General features: G+C 62.3%; 7 protein-coding genes. 5 read left to right on the top strand and 2 right to left on the bottom strand.

Annotated features, from left to right (window positions below):
* Positions 1 to 6 precede the first annotated feature (6 nt).
* Positions 7 to 2,187 carry a peptidase domain-containing ABC transporter gene (locus QM801_RS00135; protein ID WP_415020865.1) on the bottom strand — a complete coding sequence of 727 codons (2,181 nt, stop codon included), beginning with the start codon at positions 2,185 to 2,187 and terminating at the stop codon, positions 7 to 9.
* Positions 2,188 to 2,192: 5 nt separating this feature from the next.
* Positions 2,193 to 3,926 (bottom strand): peptidase domain-containing ABC transporter, encoded by a 1,734-nt coding sequence (locus tag QM801_RS00130; protein ID WP_415017182.1) that lies wholly within the window; start codon positions 3,924 to 3,926, stop codon positions 2,193 to 2,195.
* A gap of 610 nt (positions 3,927 to 4,536) precedes the next feature.
* Here QM801_RS00130 and QM801_RS00125 point away from each other — a divergent pair.
* From QM801_RS00125 to QM801_RS00105, 5 genes are all read left to right on the top strand, one after another.
* Positions 4,537 to 21,666: a putative Ig domain-containing protein gene (locus QM801_RS00125; protein WP_415017181.1), complete on the top strand. Its 17,130-nt coding sequence runs from the start codon at positions 4,537 to 4,539 to the stop codon at positions 21,664 to 21,666.
* A 115-nt stretch (positions 21,667 to 21,781) separates the two neighbouring features.
* The gene (locus QM801_RS00120; RefSeq protein WP_415017180.1) at positions 21,782 to 22,318 is read left to right on the top strand and encodes a hypothetical protein; all 537 of its coding nucleotides are present in this window, start codon (positions 21,782 to 21,784) and stop codon (positions 22,316 to 22,318) included.
* Positions 22,311 to 22,727 carry a phage holin family protein gene (locus QM801_RS00115; RefSeq protein WP_415017179.1) on the top strand — a complete coding sequence of 139 codons (417 nt, stop codon included), beginning with the start codon at positions 22,311 to 22,313 and terminating at the stop codon, positions 22,725 to 22,727. Before QM801_RS00120 ends, QM801_RS00115 begins: the two co-directional genes overlap by 8 nt.
* A 22-nt stretch (positions 22,728 to 22,749) precedes the next feature.
* Positions 22,750 to 23,112 carry a hypothetical protein gene (locus QM801_RS00110; protein WP_415017178.1) on the top strand — a complete coding sequence of 121 codons (363 nt, stop codon included), beginning with the start codon at positions 22,750 to 22,752 and terminating at the stop codon, positions 23,110 to 23,112.
* A 342-nt stretch (positions 23,113 to 23,454) separates the two neighbouring features.
* Entirely contained in the window at positions 23,455 to 24,270 is an 816-nt protein-coding gene (locus tag QM801_RS00105) for an AI-2E family transporter (protein ID WP_415017177.1), read from the top strand.
* Position 24,271: the final 1 nt, after the last annotated feature.

Genomic DNA, 24,271 nt, shown 5'->3' with positions numbered 1-24,271 from the left:
ATTGCGCTACCCCGCCATCCGTGATTGTTGAGCCAGAAGAACAGGCAGAATTTCTTCAGGACGCCCCTTCGCCACCATCGCGCCGTCGTTCAGGACGACGATCTTGTCCGCCATCTTCATGTGGCTGGGCCGCGCCGTCGTCATGATGACGGTGGATTTGCCGCGCAGGCCGGCAATGATGTTCATCAAGGCCTGATCGCCATCACGGTCGAGATGGTTGGCGGGCTCATCAAGGAACAGCACGGGCGACTTGCGCAGGAACACCTGGGCCAGTGCCAACCGCTGGATGAAGGGCATGGTCATGCTGCGGCGGGCTGAGGAGTTGAGCCTTGTTTCAAGGCCTTCCGGTAGGGCGGGGTCGTCGACGCTGATCCCCACCGCGCCCAGCGCGTAGACCAGCTCATCGTCGGAGGCATCGGGGGCAACCAGCCGCAGATTCTGCGCCACGGTGCCATAGAACATGCTGGGGTCCTGCCCGAGATAGCCCAGCGATTGCCGGACCTCGGTGGTGTCGATCTGCCGAAGGTCGAAATCGTCCAGCCGCACGCTGCCGCTCTGGGGCTGGTAGATGCCGAGCATCAGCTTGAGCAGCGTCGACTTGCCCGCCCCGCTCGGGCCAACCAGTGCGATGATCTCGCCGGGTGCGATATCGAGGGAAACGTTCTTGATCGAAAGCTCGGTGCGGTTCTGGTAGCGGAAGCAGACGCCCGTGAGGCTGAGGCGGCCGACGAAGCCGGAACCCGCCCCTCTCATCCGCCCGGCTTCACGCTCACGCTTCATCTGGATCAGCTTGTCGATCTGGCGAACGGTGGACACCGTCTGCTTGAGGCGGTGGGCCGAGAGGAACACGATCTGGATGGGGCTCAGCACGCGCCACAGCACGGCCATCAGCGCCACGAGGGCACCAAGCGACAGTTGCCCGCTCATCACCTCGACCGCACCCAGTCCGAGGACAAGGGAGCCGGAGATCGACACGCCCGCCTGGGCGATCACCTGCAGCGTGTTGGAAAACTGCTGGCTGGCGAACTTGCTGGTGAGGTACTTCCGGTAGGAATCGATGGCGCGGGTGAGCCAGACGTCTTCGGCATTGTCGGCGCGCACCAGATGGAGACGGGAGCAGATTTCGAGCAGGATGGAATCCGACTTGCTCTTCCAGTCGCCCATGTCGCGCATCTGCTTCGTCAGGATCGAGCTTGTGCCGATGCCGATCAAGGCAAGAATGACGGCGAAGCCCACGGGGATGAAGCCGAGATAGCCGCCGAAGATGAACATCATGGCGAAGAAGATGAAGGTGAAGGGCAGATCGATGAGCGAGGTGGCGAGGCTGCCGCCGAAGATCTCGCGGCCCACCTGGAACTGCTTGAAGCGCGTGAGCTGGGCATTGAGCGGCGCGCCCTCGCTCATGAAAAGCGGCAGTTCCAGCACGGCCTGATAAGCGCCGGTGACGGCGAGCGCATCGAACCTCGCACCCAGCCGCGCGATGTTGGCGCCGCGCCTGCCCCTGAGGCGCATCTCGAGAAAGACGGCGGCGAGACCACCCATGAACAGCATCGCCAGCGTATCGACCGACTTGGTGCCGATCGCCTTGTCATAGACGTACATGACATAGAGTGATGAGGCGAGGCCGAGCACGTTGATGACGAAGCTCTGCCAGAAGACCAGCTTGAGCTGGGTGTAGGACTTGCGCAGGAAGGGCCAGACAAAGCCATCGCGCAGCAGTTCTTCCTGCTGGGCGAAGAGATCGAGCAGGCGCACCGTATAGATGTCGCCCGACAGCTGGCTGCGCTTGACCAGACGCCAATCGCCCACCTTGGGATCGAAGATCTGGGCCGTGTTGGTCTGGATGGCGTTGACCAGCACGAGGTCGCGGTCGGAGGTGATGGCAAGGCACGGACAATACTCGTTCCGCATGCGCTTGGCAGGAATCGGGGTCTTTTCCGTCTCGATGCCGATCCGCTGCAGCACCATGCGCAGCGATTCCACGTCGTTGACCGGCGTATCGTGGGGCATGGCCTCGGCGATCTGGCGGGCCGTGCCCTGCCAGCCGATCGATTCGGCGATGGGAAGAAGACAGGTGAGCAGCCCCGTATCCTTGCGGCCACCCGCCGGCGGCACGACACGGGCAAAGGCGTCGGCGATCCGGCGATGCGCCGCCCGGATCGGATGCTCTTCCTCTCTGTCAAACATCACGCTCAATTGGCCACCTGAATGGGGGAGGGTTGGACGGAAGCGGGAGGTTCGGCAGCTCCTTGCAGCGCGCCGTTCTCCAGCCAGAGTTTCTGGTCGGCAATCGCCGCAAGCGACGGGCGATTGGTGATGACGATGATGGTGGTATAGCCCTTGATGCGCATCAGGCCCTCGATGAGGGCGCGATCACTCTTCATGTCGAGGGCGCCGTTCGCTTCGTCGAGGATGAGCAATCCCGGACGCCGGGCGATGGCGCGGGCAATGGCAATGCGTTGCACGAGGCCTGCAGGGAGTTCTGCCGAGAGCCCTTCCGACATCATGGTCTGGTAGCCCCGGGGCAGGCGGTAGATATCGGCGTCAAGCCCGATCAGGCGGGCCGCCTTCATGGCGAGTTCGACCTCCTCGCCCTTCCGGAACATGGTGATGTTGTCGATGATGGAACCGCGCATGGCGGAGGCGCCCGGCCGCACGATCGAGATGCAGCGCTTCAGGCGGCGGGCCTCGGCACGGGGATCGATGTTGCCGATGCGGATGTCGCCCTCATAGTGGGTGAGATAGCCGCACAGAAGATCCGCCACGGTGGATTTGCCGGAGCCATCGCGCCCCGAGATGGCGACAATGCTTCCGGCAGGGGCAAAGAACGAGGCATCCCGCATGAGGAGCGGGGACGTTTCGGTGTGGCGGAAGGAGACGGCGTTGAAGCGGACCTCAAGTGGCCCGCGCGGCGGATCGAGGCGTTCGTAGTTGGGTGCCGGCGGAAGCTTGAGGAGCGGCTCGGCCTTTTCCACGCCGACCACCACGGACTGCAATTCATTCCACACCGCGATGAGACGGAGCAAGGGCTGGATGGCGCGGCCTGCAAGCATGACACAGCAGGCCAGCGCACCCACCGAAGTGGAGCCATTGATGACGAAAACGGCACCCACCGTGACCGTGACCATCTGCGTCAGGTTCGACAGCAGGCCGGAGAGCGACTGGGTTTCTTCCGAAATCTTGATGGTATCGAAGGACTGTTCCGCCGCGGTCTGCTGCAGGCGCTCGAAGCGGCGCTGCATCTGGCTCTCCATGGCGCTGGCCTTGATGGTGGAGAGGCCGGTCAGGGTTTCAACCAGGAAGTCCTTCACCTTCATGTCTTCAGAGGCGCGTTCGCGGTTGATGTCGCGCATCATCTTGCTGCGCCGATGCACGGTGATGCCGAGCGTGCAGAAAAGAAGAAGGGGAATGGCGGCGAGCCAGCCGCCCACCACCACCATGAGGCTGATGTAGAGGGCGATGAAGGGCAGATCGATGAGCACGAGGCGCGACGGGCTGCCGTGCCACTCCGCGAAATTCATCAGGGCCTGGATACGGTCGAAGTTGCGGCTGGTGGATTCCGATTCCGTGATCCCCGCCGGTGCCGACATGAAACGGCGCAGCACCTCGCGCTGCGTGCGCCAGGCCAGCTTGGTCGAGACCCAGCTCACGATGTGATTGCGGGAAATGCGGAAGACCGCCTCGATGGCGACCGAGAGGATGATCAGGCACACCAAGAGGGTGAGGGACTCGACCGACCTGTGGGGAATGAGCCGGTCATAGACCACCATGATGGCAAGCGGCATGAACAGCGAGAGCGCGCTGATCAGCACCGAGGAGACCGCCACGAAGGGTGAGAGATCGAGACATGCCGAGAGAATGATGGACGACAGCTTTGCGCTGGTGCCCGCCGTCTCGTCCCGCTTTGGCTTGACGCGCCTAGCCATGATCGAGATCCGGACATTCGAGGAATGCGCTGAACGTGACGGCGCAAGCAGCCTCAACCGCCCGGTGCGGAATCGCTTCCGGGTTCAGCTCTGCTGCCAAGTGTTCCAACGCTGCCTGCCGCACACGTCCCCTCGTTCAACCCCAGCACCCACTGCGCGCCGAAGTCGAATGACTTAAGCTATGGGTAACCATGTTTATTGAATATGAGGCCGGAGCCTTACCTGTGCCTTGCGCGGCTAAACCTCTGGCAGGTCTGACAAAAATCAGAAATCTTTAGACAACTTCGTGGTTATCGGGCGAAATCGATAAAAACCTTCGCGTGAAATAACAGAATCTTTTCAATCTCTTTCTAGCCTGAGCGGTGATGGCCTCGGCCCATAGTGAAATGGGGCTTGGCGACATGATGTCATCCATCAGACCGACAGCGCTCGGCGTGTCCGAATTTCCTCAATAAATCCAGTGATCTGATGCATCTCACGGTGGAGATGCCCGGCGGATGGCGCAACGGAAGAGTGTTCTCATGTGGGAGGGAACGCAGCCGTAAAGCGAATCGTACGGGTGATGAAACCAGAAGATGTGGCCAGATTGCGCTAGCGGGCTTCATTATTCATGTCACCCAGTGCAGACGGCGTCACCCCAACACCCGATCTGGAAACCGAGATCGCCGAAGAACTCCGGCGACAGTTGGCGGCTGCACGGACGCAGCAGACCTCTGGTGAAGTGGCGCAGCGGCATGAGACGGTGTTGTCCAACATCATGCTGCCGGGACAAGCGGCGATTGAACCGGGCGAAGCAGTCGAAGCTCACACGGCCTTCACATCAGATGTTCCGGCGGCTGGAAACGAAGCCCCGCCCGCCGCATCTGAGGACGCGACCACCGCAGCCGCTCCGGTCGACGTGCCGAAGGGCACCGAGGCCGACATTGCAACCGCCGGGGATGCGCCGCTGCAGGGGGATTCTTCGGCCGCCACAGCCGGATCGTCATACCTGCCCGCGATGGACGAGGTGGTGTTCAACAAGATGCCGGCCGCTGCCACGCAGTCTAGCGCCAGCGAACCTCAGGCAAATGTCCGTCCGGATGTCACCACGACGGCCGTAAACCCGCCACCGCCGGATGGTCCGGCGGTCAATCATGACCCGACGGCCGGTGACCCGATCGCCAACCAGACAACTGACGAGGACGCAGGGTTCACGTTCCAGATCCCGGCGAGCAGCTTCAGCGATGTCGATGCGGGGGACCACCTCACATACACAGCCACGCTGGCTGATGGTTCGGCCCTGCCCGCCTGGCTGACCTTTGATCCTGCCACACGCACCTTCTCCGGTACGCCGGGGAATGATGATGTCGGCAATATCTCGGTCAAGATCACCGCGACGGATGATGCCGGTGCGTCCGCCACCCAGACCTTCAATGTGACTGTGGCCAACACCAATGACGGCCCCGTCGCCTCCGCCCAGATTGCCGATCAGGCTGCAACTGAGGACTCGGGCTTTGCCTTTACGGTCCCTGCCAACAGCTTCACTGACGTCGATGTCGGTGATCATCTCGCCTATACGGCGACCCTGGCCGATGGTTCCGCGCTTCCGGCATGGCTGACCTTTGACCCGGTCACCCGCACCTTCTCCGGTACGCCGGGGAATGACGATGTCGGCAATATCGCGGTCAAAGTGGTCGCGACTGACGATGCAGGTGCCTCTGCCACGCAGACCTTCACGGTCTCCGTTGCCAATACGAACGACGGCCCCGTCGCTTCGGCCCAGATTGCTGATCAGGCTGCAACCGAGGACTCGGGCTTCAGCTTCCAGGTTCCAGCTGCCTCGTTCAGTGATGTCGATGTCGGCGACCATCTCGCCTACACCGCCACCCTCGCCGATGGCTCGGCACTTCCGGCCTGGCTCACCTTCGATCCGACCACGCGCACCTTCTCCGGTACGCCGGGGAATGATGACGTGGGTCAGGTGTCCGTGAAGGTCTCAGCCACCGATGATGCGGGCGCCTCCGCCACCCAGACCTTCACAGTCTCCGTTGCCAACACCAATGACGGCCCAGTTGCCTCTGCCCAGATTGCTGATCAGGCTGCGACGGAAGATTCCGGCTTTGCCTTTACGGTCCCCGCCAACAGCTTCACCGACGTCGATGTCGGCGATCACCTCGCCTACACCGCGACCCTTTCTGACGGCTCGGCGCTGCCTGCCTGGCTGACCTTTGACCCTGCCACGCGCACATTCTCCGGCACACCGGGGAATGATGACGTCGGCAACATCTCGGTCAAAGTTGTCGCCACCGATGACGCGGGTGCCTCCGCCACCCAGACCTTCACGGTCTCCGTTGCCAACACGAACGACGGTCCTGTGGCCTCGGCCCAGATTGCCGATCAGGCCGCGACGGAAGATGCTGGCTTTGCCTTTACGGTCCCGGCCAACAGCTTCACCGACGTCGATGTCGGTGATCATCTCGCTTACACAGCAACATTGGCCGATGGCTCTGCGCTTCCAGCCTGGCTGACCTTTGATCCGGCCACGCGCACTTTCTCCGGCACGCCGGGGAACGACGATGTGGGCAACATCTCGGTCAAAGTCGTCGCGACTGACGATGCCGGTTCCTCTGCGACCCAGACCTTCACGGTCAATGTTGCGAACACCAACGACGGTCCTGTGGCCTCGGCCCAGATTGCCGATCAGGCCGCGACGGAAGATTCTGGCTTTGCCTTTACGGTGCCTGCCAGCAGCTTTACCGATGTCGATGTCGGCGATCATCTCGCCTACACGGCAACCCTGTCCGATGGCTCGGCCCTGCCCGCCTGGCTGACCTTCGACCCTGCCACCCGCACGTTCTCGGGTACGCCCGGCAATGATGACGTGGGTCAGGTCTCCGTAAAAGTCGTGGCGACCGATGACGCCGGTGCCTCCGCCACCCAGACCTTCACGGTCTCCGTTGCCAACACGAACGACGGTCCTGTGGCCTCGGCCCAGATTGCCGATCAGGCCGCGACGGAAGATTCTGGCTTTGCCTTTACGGTGCCTGCCAGCAGCTTTACCGATGTCGATGTCGGCGATCATCTCGCCTACACGGCAACCCTGTCCGATGGCTCGGCCCTGCCCGACTGGCTGACCTTCGACCCCGCAACCCGCACGTTCACGGGTACACCGGGCAATGACGATGTGGGCAACATCTCGGTCAAGATCACAGCAACCGACGATGCCGGTGCCTCCGCCACCCAGACCTTCACCGTCTCGGTCGCCAATACCAATGATGGCCCCGTTGCCTCCGCCCAGATTGCTGATCAGGCGGCAACTGAGGACTCGGGCTTTAGCTTCCAGGTCCCGTCCAACAGCTTCACCGACGTCGATGTCGGCGACCACCTTGCCTATACCGCCACGCTGGCTGATGGCTCGGCACTGCCCGCCTGGCTGACCTTCGACCCGGCCACGCGCACATTCTCCGGTACGCCGGGGAACGACGATGTCGGCAACATCTCGGTCAAAGTTGTCGCCACCGATGACGCTGGCGCTTCCGCCACGCAGACCTTCACCGTCTCCGTTGCCAACACCAATGATGGCCCTGTCGCCTCGGCCCAGATCGCTGATCAGGCGGCGACGGAAGATTCCGGCTTTGCCTTTACGGTCCCTGCCAACAGCTTCACGGATGTCGATATCGGCGATCACCTCGCATACACGGCAACACTGGCCGATGGTTCGGCACTGCCTGCCTGGCTGACCTTCGATCCCGCCACCCGCACCTTCTCCGGCACGCCGGGGAACGATGACGTCGGTCAGGTGTCCGTGAAGATCACCGCGAGGGATGATGCCGGTGCATCCGCAACGCAGACCTTCACCGTTTCGGTTGCAAACACCAATGACGGCCCTATCGCCTCGGCCCAGATTGCCGATCAGGCCGCGACGGAAGATGCTGGCTTCAACTTCCAGGTGCCTGCCAACAGCTTCACCGACGTCGACGTCGGCGATCATCTTGCCTACACCGCAACCCTTTCCGACGGCTCAGCCCTGCCCGCCTGGCTGACCTTTGATCCCTCTACCCGCACCTTCTCCGGCACGCCGGGGAATGACGATGTGGGTCAGGTGTCCGTGAAGATCACCGCAACGGATGATGCCGGCGCCTCCGCAACCCAGACCTTTACCGTCTCTGTTGCCAACACCAATGACGGCCCTGTGGCCTCGGCCCAGATTGCCGATCAGGCCGCGACGGAAGATTCCGGCTTTGCCTTTACGGTCCCTGCCAACAGCTTCACCGATGTCGATGTTGGTGACCACCTTGCCTACACCGCCACACTGGCTGATGGCTCCGCGCTTCCCGCGTGGCTGACCTTCGACCCCACCACGCGCACTTTCTCCGGCACGCCGGGGAATGATGATGTGGGTCAGGTGTCCGTCAAGATCACCGCGACGGATGACGCCGGTGCCTCCGCCACGCAGACCTTCACGGTCTCGGTTGCGAACACCAATGACGGCCCGGTGGCCTCCGCCCAGATTGCTGACCAGGCTGCAACCGAGGACTCTGGCTTCAGCTTCCAGGTTCCGTCCAACAGCTTCACCGACGTCGATGTCGGCGACCACCTTGCCTATACCGCCACCTTGGCTGATGGCTCTGCCCTCCCGGGCTGGCTGACCTTCGATCCCGCCACGCGCACCTTCTCCGGCACGCCAGGGAATGATGATGTGGGTCAGGTGTCCGTCAAGGTCACCGCAACGGATGATGCTGGCGCCTCAGCCACCCAGACCTTCAATGTGACTGTGGCCAATACCAATGACGGCCCCGTCGCCTCGGCCAAGATCGCTGATCAGGCCGCGACGGAAGATGCTGGCTTCAACTTCCAGGTTCCGGCGAACAGCTTCACCGACGTCGATGTCAGCGATCATCTTGCCTACACCGCGACGCTAGCTGATGGTTCGGCCCTGCCCGCCTGGCTGACCTTCGATCCCGCCACCCGCACCTTCTCCGGCACGCCGGGGAATGACGATGTGGGTCAGGTCTCCGTCAAGGTCACCGCCACCGATGACGCCGGTTCCTCTGCGACCCAGACCTTCACGGTCTCGGTTGCCAACACCAATGACGGTCCTGTCGCCTCGGCCCAGATTGCCGATCAGGTTGCGACGGAAGATTCCGGCTTTGCCTTTACGGTCCCGGCCAACAGCTTCACCGACGTCGATGTCGGCGATCACCTTGCCTACACCGCAACATTGGCCGATGGTTCGGCACTTCCCGCCTGGCTGACCTTTGATCCTGCCACACGCACATTCTCCGGCACCCCGGGGAACGACGATGTGGGTCAGGTCTCCGTAAAAGTCGTGGCGACCGATGACGCCGGTGCCTCGGCCACCCAGACATTCACGGTCTCTGTCGCAAACACAAATGACGGCCCCGCCGCCTCTGCTCAGATCAGTGATCAGGCCGCGACGGAAGATGCCGGCTTCAGCTTCCAGGTCCCTGCCAACAGCTTCACCGACGTCGATGTCGGCGATCACCTTGCCTATACCGCCACTCTCTCAGATGGCTCCGCCCTGCCCGCCTGGCTGACCTTTGACCCCGCCACCCGCACTTTCTCCGGCACGCCGGGGAATGATGATGTGGGCCAGGTCTCCGTGAAGGTGACTGCGACCGATGACGCCGGTGCCTCCGCCACCCAGACCTTCACGGTCTCGGTTGCCAACACCAACGACGCACCGGTCATCACATCCGCGAGCAGCACAAGCGTTCCGGAGAACATCACGGGCGCCGTATACCAGGCAACCGCAACCGACGTAGACGCCGGCGACACCATCACCTACAGCCTGTCGGGCGCAGATGCGGCGCTGTTCAACATCGACGCCGCAACCGGCGCCGTGACGTTCAAATCCTCACCGGACTACGACAACCCTGCGGATGCCGGACAGGACAACATCTACAACGTCACCGTCAACGCGTTCGATGGCAAGGCCACGACAAGCCAGGACGTGGCGATCACCGTCACCAACGTGAACGAGGGCCCGACAGTCACCTCCGCTGCCACAGCAGCATTCGCCGAGAACGGCGCGGGTACCGTATACCAGGCGACTGCCACAGATCCGGATGCCGGTACGACTCTCACCTACTCGATCTCGGGCACCGACGCCGCTCTGTTCAACATCGACGCCGCGACAGGTGCCGTCACTTTCAAGTCGTCTCCGGACTACGAGGCTCCGGCCGACGCAGGGGGCGACAACGTCTATGACATCAAGGTCACGGCCTCTGATGGTTCGCTCACCTCGACCAAGGATGTGGCGATCACCGTCACCAATGTGAACGAAGGCCCGACCGTCACCTCGGGTGCAACGGCGTCCTTCGCCGAGAACGGCACCGGCACCGTTTACCAGGCGACCGCGACCGATCCGGATGCGGGCACAACCTTCACATACTCGATCTCCGGCGCGGACGCTTCGCTGTTCAACATCGATGCCTCCACCGGCGCTGTGACGTTCAAATCTGCTCCGGACTACGAAGCCCCAGCAGATGCCGGCGGCAACAATGTCTATGACATCAAGGTCACGGCTTCGGACGGCACGAACAGCACGACCCAGAATGTCGCCATCACTGTCACCAACGTGAACGAGGGGCCCACGGTCACGTCGGGTTCGGCTGCGACATTCGCAGAGAACGGCGCCGGCACGGTCTATACCGCAACGGCAACCGATCCGGATGCCGGCACGACACTCACCTACTCCATCTCGGGAACGGACGCCGCTCTGTTCAACATCGACTCCGCAACCGGTGCCGTCACCTTCAAGTCAGCCCCGAACTATGAAGCACCCACGGACGCTGGCGCCAACAACGTCTACGACATCAAGGTCACGGCGTCTGACGGCAGCCTGACGTCCACCAAGGACGTGGCCATCAGCGTCACCAACGTGAACGAAGGCCCGTCCATCAGCACCTCCGCGATGTCTCCGGCCCAGTCCGCGGCACCCATGAGCGAAATCACGCTGCGGGTATCAGGTGACATGTACCAGGGCGCGCCACAGATGCGCGTCTCGGTTGATGGCGTCGTCGTCGGCACCTATACGGTCACGGCGGACCATGCCACGGGCACATGGCAAGATGTGAAAATCACCGGTGATTTTGGTACCGCAGGCCCCGGCAACGTGCGGGTGGAATACATCAATGATGCCTGGGGCGGTATCGGCGTTGGCGACCGAAATCTTGTCATCGACAAGATCATTGTCAACGGCACGGCCTTCGAAGCTGAAGCGGCCGACTATCACGTGAACGGCAATGTGCTTCACGGCTCTGAGACCATGGCCTGGCAGGGCTACATGGATTTCCAGACCAGCGGGGCAGCGCCCGGCACCGGCTATACGGTTGCCGAAAACGCCACAGGCCCCGTCGTCTTGGCCCAGGGTACCGATCCCGACGCCGGCACCACGCTCACCTATTCCCTCTCGGGAGAAGATGCTGCCCTCTTCAACATCAACGCGGCAACGGGCGAGATCTCATTCAAGTCCACACCGGACTATGAGGCTGCAGGCGATGCCGGCGCAAACAACGTTTACAATGTTGTTGTGACCACAAGCGATGGCGTGAACTCGGCCTCCGAGAAAGTCGTCATCACGGTCAGCAACGTCAACGAAGGTCCGACTGTCACCTCGGGTGCCACCGCAACCTTCGCCGAGAATGGAACAGGCACCGTCTATACCGCCACGGCGACCGATCCGGATGCCGGCACGACCCTGACCTACTCGATCTCTGGTACCGACGCCGCCCTGTTCAACATCGACGCCACGACGGGCGTAGTGACGTTCAAGTCGGCTCCGAACTACGAAGCTCCGGCGGACGCTGGCGGCAACAATGTCTACGACATCAAGGTCACGGCGTCTGATGGCTCGCTGACCTCGACGAAGGATGTGGCTATCACCGTCACCAACGTGAACGAAGGCCCGACCGTCACTTCGGGTACGACCGCCACGTTTGCCGAAAACGGCACGGGAACGGTTTACACTGCGACCGCCACCGATCCGGATGCAGGCACGAATCTCACCTACTCGATCTCGGGTACGGATGCTGCCCTGTTCAACATCGATTCTTCAACGGGTGTCGTTACCTTCAAGTCGGCTCCGAACTACGAAGCTCCGGCGGACGCTGGCGGCAACAATGTCTACGACATCAAGGTCACGGCGTCTGATGGCTCGCTGACCTCGACGAAGGATGTGGCCATCACCGTCACCAACGTGAACGAAGGCCCGACCGTCACTTCGGGTGCGACGGCGACCTTCGCCGAGAACAGCACTGGGACAGTATACCAGGCGACGGCGACCGATCCGGATGCGGGCACGACCCTGACCTATTCGATCTCCGGCTCCGATGCTGCCCTGTTCAACATCGATTCTTCAACGGGTGTCGTTACCTTCAAGTCCGCCCCGAACTATGAAGCCCCGGCCGATGCAGGTGCCAACAACGTCTACGACATCAAGGTCACGGCTTCGGATGGTTCGCTGACGTCGACGAAGGACGTGGCCATCACCGTCACGAATGTGAACGAAGGCCCGAGCGTCACCTCGGGTGCGACAGCGACGTTTGCCGAGAACGGCACTGGAACCGTCTATCAGGCCACGGCAACCGATCCGGATGCTGGGACAAATCTCACCTATTCAATCTCGGGCACCGATGCTGCGCTCTTCAACATCGATGCCACGACTGGCGTTGTCACCTTCAAGTCAGCTCCCAACTACGAAGCTCCGGCCGATGCCGGCGGCAACAACGTCTATAACATCAAGGTCACGGCCTCGGATGGTTCACTGACGTCCACAAAGGACGTCGCCATCACCGTCACCAACGTCAACGAAGGCCCGACCGTCACCTCCGGTGCGACCGCCTCCTTCGCCGAGAACGGCACCGGGACAGTCTACCAGGCGACGGCGACCGATCCGGATGCAAGCACAACCCTGACCTACTCGATCTCGGGTACCGACGCCGCCCTCTTCAACGTCGACGCGGCAACGGGCGCCGTCACCTTCAAGTCCGCCCCGAACTATGAGGCCCCGGCCGATACCGGCGGCAACAACGTCTATGACATCAAGGTCACGGCCTCCGACGGCAGCCTGACGTCCACAAAGGACGTGGCCATCACTGTCACCAACGTCAATGAAGGCCCGACCGTTACCTCGGGTGCGACGGCGACCTTTGCCGAGAACGGCACCGGGACAGTCTACCAGGCGACGGCGACCGATCCGGATGCGGGCACGACCCTGACCTACTCGATCTCGGGTACCGACGCCGCCCTGTTCAACATCGACTCTGCGACGGGCGTTGTAACATTCAAGTCAGCTCCCAACTATGAAGCCCCGGCCGATGCCGGCGGCAACAACGTCTATGACATCAAGGTCACGGCCTCGGATGGCTCGCTGACCTCGACCAAGGACGTCGCCATCACCGTCACGAATGTGAACGAGGGCCCTACCGTTACCTCCGGTGCGACCGCCTCCTTCGCCGAGAACGGCACTGGAACCGTCTATCAGGCCACGGCGACCGATCCTGACGCCGGGACAAATCTCACCTATTCAATCTCGGGCACCGATGCTGCGCTCTTCAACATCGATGCCACGACTGGCGTTGTAACATTCAAGTCAGCTCCCAACTACGAAGCTCCGACCGACAATGGCGGCAACAACGTCTACGACATCAAGGTCACGGCCTCGGATGGTTCGCTCACCTCGACCAAGGATGTCGCGATCACCGTTACCAACGTCAACGAAGGCCCGACCAGTCTGACTGTGGACGGTCCTCTGTCCGTCGAGGAAACCGTGGCCTCGGGCGGCACCATCGGCACAGCCAATGATCCGGGCAGCACGCAGCCCGTGGTGGCCACACTGTCCAGCACGGACCCGGACTCCGGCGAAACGCTCACCTACTCGCTGGTGGGTGGCGCCACGGATCTCTTCACGGTCCAGGGCAACCAGATCGTCGTCGCCGCCGGGGCAACCCTCGACTACGAAACAGCTCCGACGCACGACGTGACCGTCCGTGTCACCGACTCTGCAGGCAACTTCCTCGACAAGACCGTGACCATTGCGGTCACGAACTATGCGGGCGACTATGCCTCGAAGGATGAGGCCGTCCAGGTCCAGGGCACGTCGGAAGAAGACCGCATTGTCACGGGCGCGGGTAACGACACCATTTTCGGCAGCGCCGGAGCGGATACGATTTCGGCTGGCGCCGGAATGGACACCGTGGACTACTCCAATTCGGAAGGTCCCGTCTCTGTCAACCTCGCCGAAGGCGTGGGCGACGGCGGCGATGCCACGGGCGACCGCTACGAGGGCGTTGAGAACATCGTAGGCACCCGCGGCGACGACAAGCTGGTGGGCGATGACGGCGACAACGTTCTCACCGGCGGGGAGGGTGCAGACTATCTCTCTGGCGGCCGTGGGTTTGACACAGCCGACTACTCCGCCTCCAAGGAAGGCGTGTACGTCAATCTGTCCGAAGGGTTCGGCAAGGGCGGCGACGCCACCGGCGACGTGCTTGAAAGCATCGAGAATGTCATCGGCTCGGCCGGAGACGATACGCTGATCGGCGATGCCGGCGACAACGTTCTCGCAGGCGGACAAGGCGCCGACGTTCTCGTGGGCGGCGAAGGCAATGACACGGCTGATTACTCCACCTCCAAGGAAGGCGTGTATGTCAATCTTGCCGATGGTTATGGCAAGGGCGGCGATGCCAGCGGCGACAAGCTGGAGAGCATCGAGAATGTTCGCGGCTCGGCAAATGACGACATCTTCGTGGGCAGCAGCGCCGACAATGTCATCACCGGCGGCGAGGGCAGCGATACGCTGATCCTGACCGGCAATTATTCCGACTATCTCATCACCTATGATGAAAAGACGCAGGCCTTCACGATCACCGACATGCGCAAGGGCTCGCCCGACGGCACGGATACCGTTAGCCAGGTCGAGAACTTCCAGTTTGCCAATGGCACGATCACGGTGAAGGAACCGGCGGACCTGTTGAACGAAGCACCGACCTTCGTTTCCGGAACGGCCGCAACCGTGGCCGAAAACACGGCCGGCACCGTCTACACGGCCAGCGCCACCGATCCGGACCCGCTCACCACCGTCACCTATTCCCTTTCGGGCAGCGACGCGGCGCTGTTCAACATCGACGCCAACACAGGCGCGGTGACTTTCAAATCCGCGCCCAATTACGAAGCTCCGGCCGATGCGGGCGGCAACAACGTCTACGACATCAATGTGACCGCCTCCGATGGGCGGAACACCACCACCCAGGCTGTGGCAATCACGGTCACCAATGTGAACGAGGGACCGACGGTCACCTCGGGTGCGACCGCGACGTTTGCCGAGAATGGTACAGGCACGGTCTATACCGCAACGGCAACCGATCCGGACGCCGGCACGACCCTGACCTACTCGATCTCGGGTGCCGATGCCGCCCTGTTCACGATCAATGCCAACACGGGTGTTGTCGCCTTCAAGTCTGCGCCGAATTATGAGGCTCCGGCAGATGCCGGCGGCAACAACGTCTATGACATCAAGGTCACGGCTTCTGATGGTTCGCTGACGTCTACGAAGGACGTGGCCATCACCGTCACGAATGTGAACGAAGGCCCGACAGTCACCTCGGGTGCGACAGCCTCCTTCGCGGAGAACGGCACGGGTACGGTCTACACGGTCAAGGGAAGCGATCCGGATGCCGGCACGACCCTGACCTACTCGATCTCCGGCACCGATGCGGGCCTGTTCAACATTGACTCAACGACCGGCGCCATTACCTTCCGCTCTCAACCGGACTACGAGGCCCCCGCGGATGCTGGCGGCAATAACGTCTACGATATCAAGGTCACGGTCTCCGACGGCAGCCTGACATCCACCAAGGACGTGGCGATTACCGTCACGAACGTGAATGAGGCCCCCACGTTGACGTCGGGCACAAAGGTCGGTTTCGCAGAAAACGGCACCGGGACGGCCTACCAGGCAACAGCCACGGATCCTGATGCTGGTACCACGCTGACCTACTCGATCTCGGGTACGGATGCTGCCCTGTTCAACATCGACGCGGCAACGGGCGCCGTCACCTTCAAATCTGCTCCCAACTACGAGGCCCCGGCGGATGCTGGAGCCAACAACGTCTACGACATCAAGGTCACCGCCTCCGACGGCAGCCTGACGTCCACCAAGGATGTCATGATCGTTGTCACCAACGTGAACGAAGGACCAACGGTCACCTCAGGTGCCACCGCAACGTTTGCCGAGAATGGTACAGGCACCGTCTATACCGCAACGGCAACCGATCCGGATGCCGGTACGACCCTGACCTATTCGATCTCGGGCACAGACGCTGCGCTCTTCAACATTGACGCTGCAACGGGCGCCGTCACCTTCAAGTCAGCCCCGAACTATGAAGCTCCGGCCGACGCTGGTGCCAACAACGTCTATGACATCAAGGTCACAGCCTCGGATGGCTCGCTGACGTCCACAAAGGACGTGGCGATTACAGTCACCAACGTCAACGAAGGCCCGACCGTTACCTCGGGTGCGACGGCGACCTTTGCCGAGAACAGCACGGGGACAGTCTACCAGGCGACCGCGACCGATCCGGACGCAGGCACGAATCTCACCTACTCGATCTCGGGTACGGATGCTGCGCTCTTTAACATCGATGCCACGACTGGCGTTGTCACATTCAAGTCAGCTCCCAACTACGAAGCCCCGGCCGATGCCGGTGCAAACAACGTCTATGACATCAAGGTCACGGCCTCGGATGGCAGCCTGACGTCCACAAAGGACGTGGCGATCACCGTCACGAATGTGAACGAAGGCCCGACGGTGACGTCGGGTGCAACGGCCTCCTTCGCCGAGAATGGCACTGGGACCGTGTACCAGGCGACCGCAACCGATCCGGACGCCGGGACCACTCTGACCTACTCGATCTCGGGCACCGACGCCGCGCTATTCAACATCGACGCGACCACGGGTGCAGTGACGTTCAAGTCGGCCCCCAACTACGAAGCGCCTACCGATTCCGGCGCCAACAACGTCTACGACATCAAGGTTACGGCCTCGGATGGCTCGCTGACCTCGACCAAGGACGTCGCCATCACCGTCACGAATGTGAACGAGGGCCCTACTGTTACCTCGGGCGCCACTGCTTCGTTTGCGGAGAATGGTACCGGTACAGTTTACCAGGCGACCGCCACCGATCCGGACGCTGGCACGACCCTGACCTACTCGATCTCCGGCACCGATGCTGCCCTGTTCAACATCGATGCAACGACTGGCGTTGTCACATTCAAGTCAGCTCCCAACTACGAAGCCCCGGCCGATGCCGGCGGCAACAACGTCTATGACATCAAGGTCACAGCCTCCGATGGCAGCCTGACCTCGACCAAGGACGTCGCCATCACCGTCACCAATGTGAACGAAGGCCCGACGGTCACCTCTGGTGCCACGGCCACCTTCGCTGAGAACGGTACCGGCACAGTCTACACCGCCACGGCGACGGACCCAGATGCCGGCACGACCCTGACCTATTCGATCTCAGGAACGGACGCCGCTCTGTTCAATATTGACGCCACCACGGGCGTGGTGACGTTCAAGTCGACTCCGAACTACGAAGCCCCGGCCGATGCCGGTGCAAACAACGTCTATGACATCAAGGTCACAGCCTCCGACGGCAGCCTGACCTCGACCAAGGATGTAGCGATCACCGTCACCAACGTCAACGAGGGTCCGACGGTCACGTCCGGTGCAACGGCCTCGTTCGCCGAGAACGGCACAGGCACGGTCTATACCGCAACGGCAACCGATCCGGACGCTGGGACGACACTCACCTACTCGATCTCCGGTACCGATGCAGCGTTGTTCAATATCAACGCCACAACCGGCGTGGTCACCTTCAAGTCCGCCCCCAACTACGAAGCACCCACGGACGCTGGCGGCAACAACGTCTATGACATCAAGGTCACGGCCTCAGACGGTTCTCTGACCTCGACCAAGGACGTGGCGATCACCGTCACCAACGTCAACGAAGGCCCGACCGTGACCTCGGGTGCAACTGCGACGTTCGCCGAGAACGGCACTGGCACCGTATACCAGGCCACGGCAACCGATCCGGACGCGGGCACGACCCTGACCTACTCGATCTCCGGCACGGATGCTGCTCTGTTCAACATCGACGCCAACACGGGCGTTGTAACCTTCAAGTCCTCTCCAAACTTTGAAGCGCCGGCCGACAACGGCGGCAACAATGTCTATGACATCAAGGTCACTGCCTCGGATGGCAGCCTGACGTCCACAAAGGACGTCGCCATCACCGTCACCAATGTCAACGAGGCGCCCACCGTCACCTCTGCTGCGACGGCAACCTTCGCCGAGAATGGCACCGGAACCGTCTACACCGCCACGGCAACCGACCAGGATGCCGGCACAACCCTGACCTATTCGATCTCCGGCACCGACGCGGCGTTGTTCAACATCAACGCCACCACGGGCGCCGTCACCTTCAAGTCGGCCCCGAACTACGAAGCACCCACGGACGCGGGCGCCAACAACGTCTACGACATCAAGGTCACGGCCTCTGACGGCAGCCTCTCGACCACCAAGGACGTGGCGATCACCGTCACCAACGTGAACGAAGGCCCGACGGTCACCTCCGGTGCGACAGCGACGTTTGCCGAGAACAGCACCGGCACGGTCTATACTGCCACGGCAACCGATCCGGACGCCGGTACGACCCTGACCTACTCGATCTCAGGCACCGACTCTGCCCTCTTCAATATTGACGCCACCACGGGCGCGGTCACCTTCAAGTCGGCTCCGAATTACGAAGCGCCTGCCGACAATGGCGGCAACAATGTCTACGACATCAAGGTCACAGCTTCAGACGGCAGCCTGACGTCCACCAAGGACGTTGCGATCACCGTCACCAATGTCAACGAGGCGCCCACCGTCACCTCTGCTGCGACGGCAACTTTCGCCGAGAACGGCACCGGCACGGTCTACACCGCGACCGCTACCGACCAGGATGCGGGCGCAACCCTCACCTACTCGATCTCCGGAACCGACGCGGCGTTGTTCAACATCAACGCCACGACCGGTGCGGTGACGTTCAAGTCCGCCCCGAACTACGAAGCGCCGACTGACTCGGGCGGCAACAACGTCTACGACATCAAGGTCACGGCCTCGGACGGCAGCCTCTCGACCACCAAGGACGTGGCCATCACCGTCACCAACGTGAACGAAGGCCCGACCAACATCACGGTCAGCGGTTCGCAATCGGTCCAGGAAACCGTCACCTCCGGCGGTACCATCGGCACGGCCTATGATCCGGGCAGCACGCAGCCCGTCGTGGCAACGTTCGCCGCCGTGGATCCGGATGCCGGCGACACCGCGACCTACTCGATTGTCGGCACCTCCAGCCAGTTCGTCATCAGCGGCAACCAGCTCAAGGTCGCCTCCGGCGCCACCTTCGACTATGAAACCACGCCATCCTACACCCTCACCATCCGCGTCACCGACAGCGGCGGCCTGACCTACGACAAGTCCGTCACTGTCAACATTGCCAACTATGCGGGCAGCTACACCGGCACGACGGGAAACGACACCGCCACGGGCACCTCCGAAGAAGACACCATGTCCGGCGGTGATGGCAACGACACGCTGTATGGCGGCGCCGGCAACGACACGATCGACGGCGGCAACGGCAACGACATCATCATCGGTGGCGCCGGCCGTGACACACTGATCGGCGGCGCAGGCATCGACACGGTCGACTACTCCACCTCAACCTCCGGCGTTGCGCTGTCCTTCTCGAACACCAACGGTACAGGTGTTGGCGGCCTCTACACCAACATGGCAGCCGGCGGTTACAGCGGTGACGCCACAGGCGACATATACTCAGGCTTCGAGATCTTTATCGGCACGGACTATGCCGACTATGTCGGTGGCGGCGCCTCCAACATGACCTTCTATCTGGGGGCCGGCAACGACACCTTCGACACCAACGACACCGACACCGCCGCCGATACCATCTATGGCGGTGCGGGCAACGACACGATCTGGGCCGGCCTGGGCAACGACGTCCTGATCGGTGGCGCTGGCGATGACTACCTCAACGGCGAAGGCGGCACCGACACGGCTTCCTACATCGACGCAACTGCGGGTGTGACGGTGAGCCTCGCCATAACATCGGCGCAGAACACCGTGGGCGCCGGCACGGATACTCTGGTCAGCATCGAAAACTTGTATGGATCGACATTCAACGACACCCTGACGGGTGACGGGAACGCCAACGTGATCTCCGGTGATGCCGGCAACGACACCATCTTCGGTGGCGCGGGCAACGACACCATTGACGGCGGCAGCGGTGACGATACGATCCAGGGCGGTTCGGGCGACGATATCCTGACGGGCGGCACTGGCAACGACTGGGTCAGCTACTCCGACGGCAACAGCGTCACGGTGAACCTGAACCTTACCACTGCCCAGAACACGGGCATGGGCAACGACACGTTGAGCGGCTTCGAGAACATCCTCGGCTCCGACGGCAACGATACGCTCACCGGTGACGGCAATGCCAACATCATCTATGGCGGGAAAGGCAACGACACCATTGACGGCGGTGCAGGCGACGACATTCTCAACGGCGGTGATGGCAACGACATTATCACCGGCGGCGCAGGCATCGACACGGTCACATACTTTGATGCCACAAAGGCCGTTATCGTCGACCTCTCTATCACCACGTCGCAGAATACCAGCGGTTCCGGCAACGACACCATCACCGGCGTCGAGAACCTTGTGGGCTCGATCTACAACGACACTCTCACGGGTGACGCCAACGCCAACTCGATCTGGGGTGGCGCGGGCAATGACACCATCAACGGCGGCGACGGCAACGACATCATCAACGGCGGCGCCGGCTCCGACAACCTGACGGGCGGTAACGGCATCGACACCCTGAGCTACGAGGGCAGCTCGGCCGGGGTCACGGTCAACCTGTCCAACAACACGGCCTCCGGCGGCGATGCCCAGGGTGACAGCATCACGGGTTTTGAAAACGTCACGGGCAGCAGCTACAATGACACGCTGACCGCGGCCAGCACGGGCTCCGTCCTCGATGGTGGTGCTGGCAACGACATCCTGCGCGGCGGCAACGGCAATGACACGATCTATGGCGGCGCAGGCGATGACTATGTCTATGCCAGCGGCGGCGTGGATTACCTCGACGGTGGCAGCGGCTCCGACACGATCGACTATTCGGTCGGCACCCAGGACATGACCATCGACCTCAATCAGGGCCTGGGCTACTACACCAGTTATCCTGCAGGTGCAGACAAGTTCTACAATTTCGAGAACTCTGTCGGCGGCAGCGCCAACGACACGCTGATCGGCAACGCCCTCGACAATACGATGAACGGTGGCGCAGGCAACGATACCTTCTTCGGTGGCGCCGGCAACGACACGCTGATCGGCGGCGACGGCTCGGATCTGTTCATCATTCAGGCCGGCCTTGGAAACGACACCGTCATCGGCGGCGCGGGCGCAAGCTGGGTCGATGCCATCGACCTGCGCGATGCCTCCGGCACATCCTATACCGGCGCCTTCCCCTCCGACTGGACGCTGGTGCTGACCTCAGGCTCGGTTGTCTCCACCGGCACGGAAACGATGAACCTCTCGACCGACGCTGCGGGCTACATCCAGCACAGCGACGGCACACACATCGACTTCAGCCAGATCGAACAGATCCGCTGGTAAGCGGGGCCACAGCGAAGGCGCGCGGGAAGCGGCGGCTCGCGCGCCTTCTGCATTTCCGCGATGGAACCAAACCGGCAATGGTGTCGTTCCCTTTCCACCTGAAAGGGAGTGCCCAATGGCAAAGTCACGTAAATCCAAGACCGGTCGCAACCGTACCACCAGCGAAAACAGCCGCAGCACCGGGCGGCAATCCAACGGCTTCTATGACCGCCTGCTCGGCAACGCCGCGTATTTCTCCGGCGCCATCGCCCGCACCGGGCTCGAATATGGCGCAGAGAAAATCCAGTCTCTCGCCGGACTGGCGCGCAACTATTCCGAAGAGCAGGCGAGCACGCCGCATATCCAGGAATACGCCGAACTTGCGGCGGACAGTCTTGACGATCTCGCAAACTATGTTTCGGACACCGACATCGATGTGATGCTCGAGGACGCCCGGGACTTCGCGTACCGTCATCCCTGGGCCGTTGTGAGCGCCGGCCTGATCGGCGGCGTTCTCGCCGCCCAGGTGCTGCGCACTTCCATGGGGAATTCTCCCCGCTCGGCCTCGAGCTGGAACTTCATGGCAACCGAGAAGGCCGGCTCTCGCGGCGGCCGCAGCAACCGCAAGTCCGGCGCACGCAGCGCGAATGGCGGCAGCCCTGCCAATGGCTGATGGCGACGCCGCGGACATGTCCGGTCGCGGACGGCACACAGAGCCGTCCCTTCCCGGCATCTTGCGGCGTCTCTTTCTCAGCACCACGCAATGGCTTGGGGCAGAACTCGCCCAAGGCCGGGATGATGCCAAGGCCGTGCTCCGCAGCATTGTCAAAGGCGCCGTCCTCGGCGTGCTGGGACTGGCCTTCCTCATCGCCGGCCTCATGATGCTGCTGCAAGCGGTTGCCACTCTCGCCGGCACCTATCTCGGCAGCGAGAGTGGTGGACTTGCGATCACCGGCGCAGGCTGCCTGATTCTTGCAGGCCTTGCCGTGCTTTGGGCACGGCAGGCCCTGCGGATCAGGCCGCAGCTCCACAGCATGATCACACGATGGCTGACCGACAAGGAACAGCGATCAAGCAACTGAACCTGAAAAAGGAGTGACCACCATGGAAAGCACCAGCAAGACAGCGAAGAAGAAATCACCCCGCAAGCGCAGCGCCTCGGCGTCGGGCTCCGGCCGCAGCCGCCGCAGTGCGGGCGAAGGCGCGGGCAGCTCGGGCGGCCAGGGCCGCTCGGGTGGCATCAGCGACTGGCTGAGCAAGACCGGCCAGCGTGTGGCCGATGCCCGTTCCAACCTCTCCATGCCGCAGCTCGGCAACATTAAGTCCGCCATGGAGAACCGCCCGATCGTTCTCGGTGCCGTCGGCATCGCCATCGGCATGGTCATCGGCGCGATGCTGCCGTCCATGACCGGCATGATGCATGTGGGCAGCGGTTCCTCACGTTCACGCGCCAGCACGCGTCACTGATGCCCGATAGCCAGCAAGACCCGGCGCCGGAACAGGAAGACAAGCTCCTGCTCCGGCGCATCGCTTTTCTGCTGGGAGGCATCTTCTTCATCGCGCTCATCTACCTGATGTTCGTGGCACGGGAATTTCTCGTTCCGGTGGTGATGTCCGTCCTGATCGCCATCACCTTCCGGCCGGTCATCCGCTGGCTGGCACTGCGTGGGATTGCTCCACCCTTAAGTGCCTTCACCTTCGCGGTCTTTCTCATGCTGGGCGGCCTGACGGCGGGCTACCTGCTGAGCGGACCGGTGGCGGAGTGGGTGGCACAGGCCCCCCAGAATCCAGAGGGACTTCGCCGGAAAGATGCAGGCTTTGACCGAGCCCCTGCGCCGTGTGGCCAAGATCACGGAAACGATCAAGTCCGTCGCCTCGGCCCCTGCGAACGAAGAGGCACAGACCGTGGTCGTGGCGGAACCGGCCATTCCCGCACTGCTCTGGTTCGCGACCTATCCTGCCGGCTACATGATCATGTTCGGCGGTGCCGTTGTGCTCTCCCTCTTCCTGATGGCCTCAGGCAACCTGATCTACGAGCGGATCATTCACGCCATGCCCACCCTCACGGACAAGAAGAAGGCGCTGAGATTGCTGTATGCCGTGGAGCGCGAGGTCTCGGGCTATCTCTTCACTCTCACGGCCATCAACGCCGGCGTCGGCGCGGCGATCGGCCTGGGACTGTGGGCCATCGGCATGAGCAATCCCCTCCTCTGGGGTCTCCTTGCCTTCGTGCTCAACTTCATTCCCTATGCGGGACCCTTGACGGGCGCTTGCCTCGCCGCCGTTTCGGCCGTGGTCACATTCCCGTCCCTGGGCTACGCCCTGCTGGCGCCCGCCATCTACACCATGGTCGTGACAATCGAGAACCAGCTCGTCTCGCCCTATGTGCTGAGCCGCCGGCTTGAGATCAATTCGGTGGCGATCCTGCTGGCCTTCGCCTTCTTCGCCTGGATCTGGGGCATCGGCGGAATCATCGTGTCCGTGCCGCTGCTCGTGACGCTGCGAGTCTTTGCCCTGCACGTGGAGCGGCTGCGGCCTGTGGGCGACTTCCTGTCGGAATCGTCACCAGCGATCCTTTCAGAAGACAGTAGCAGGCCAGCGGCGCAAAGCTCGGTGCAGATGTGAC

Source organism: Aestuariivirga sp., from assembly GCF_047600585.1.
GTDB lineage: Bacteria > Pseudomonadota > Alphaproteobacteria > Rhizobiales > Aestuariivirgaceae > Aestuariivirga.
The sequence above is the reverse complement of the archived record's forward strand: the minus strand, read 5'-3'. Positions and strand labels throughout refer to the sequence as shown.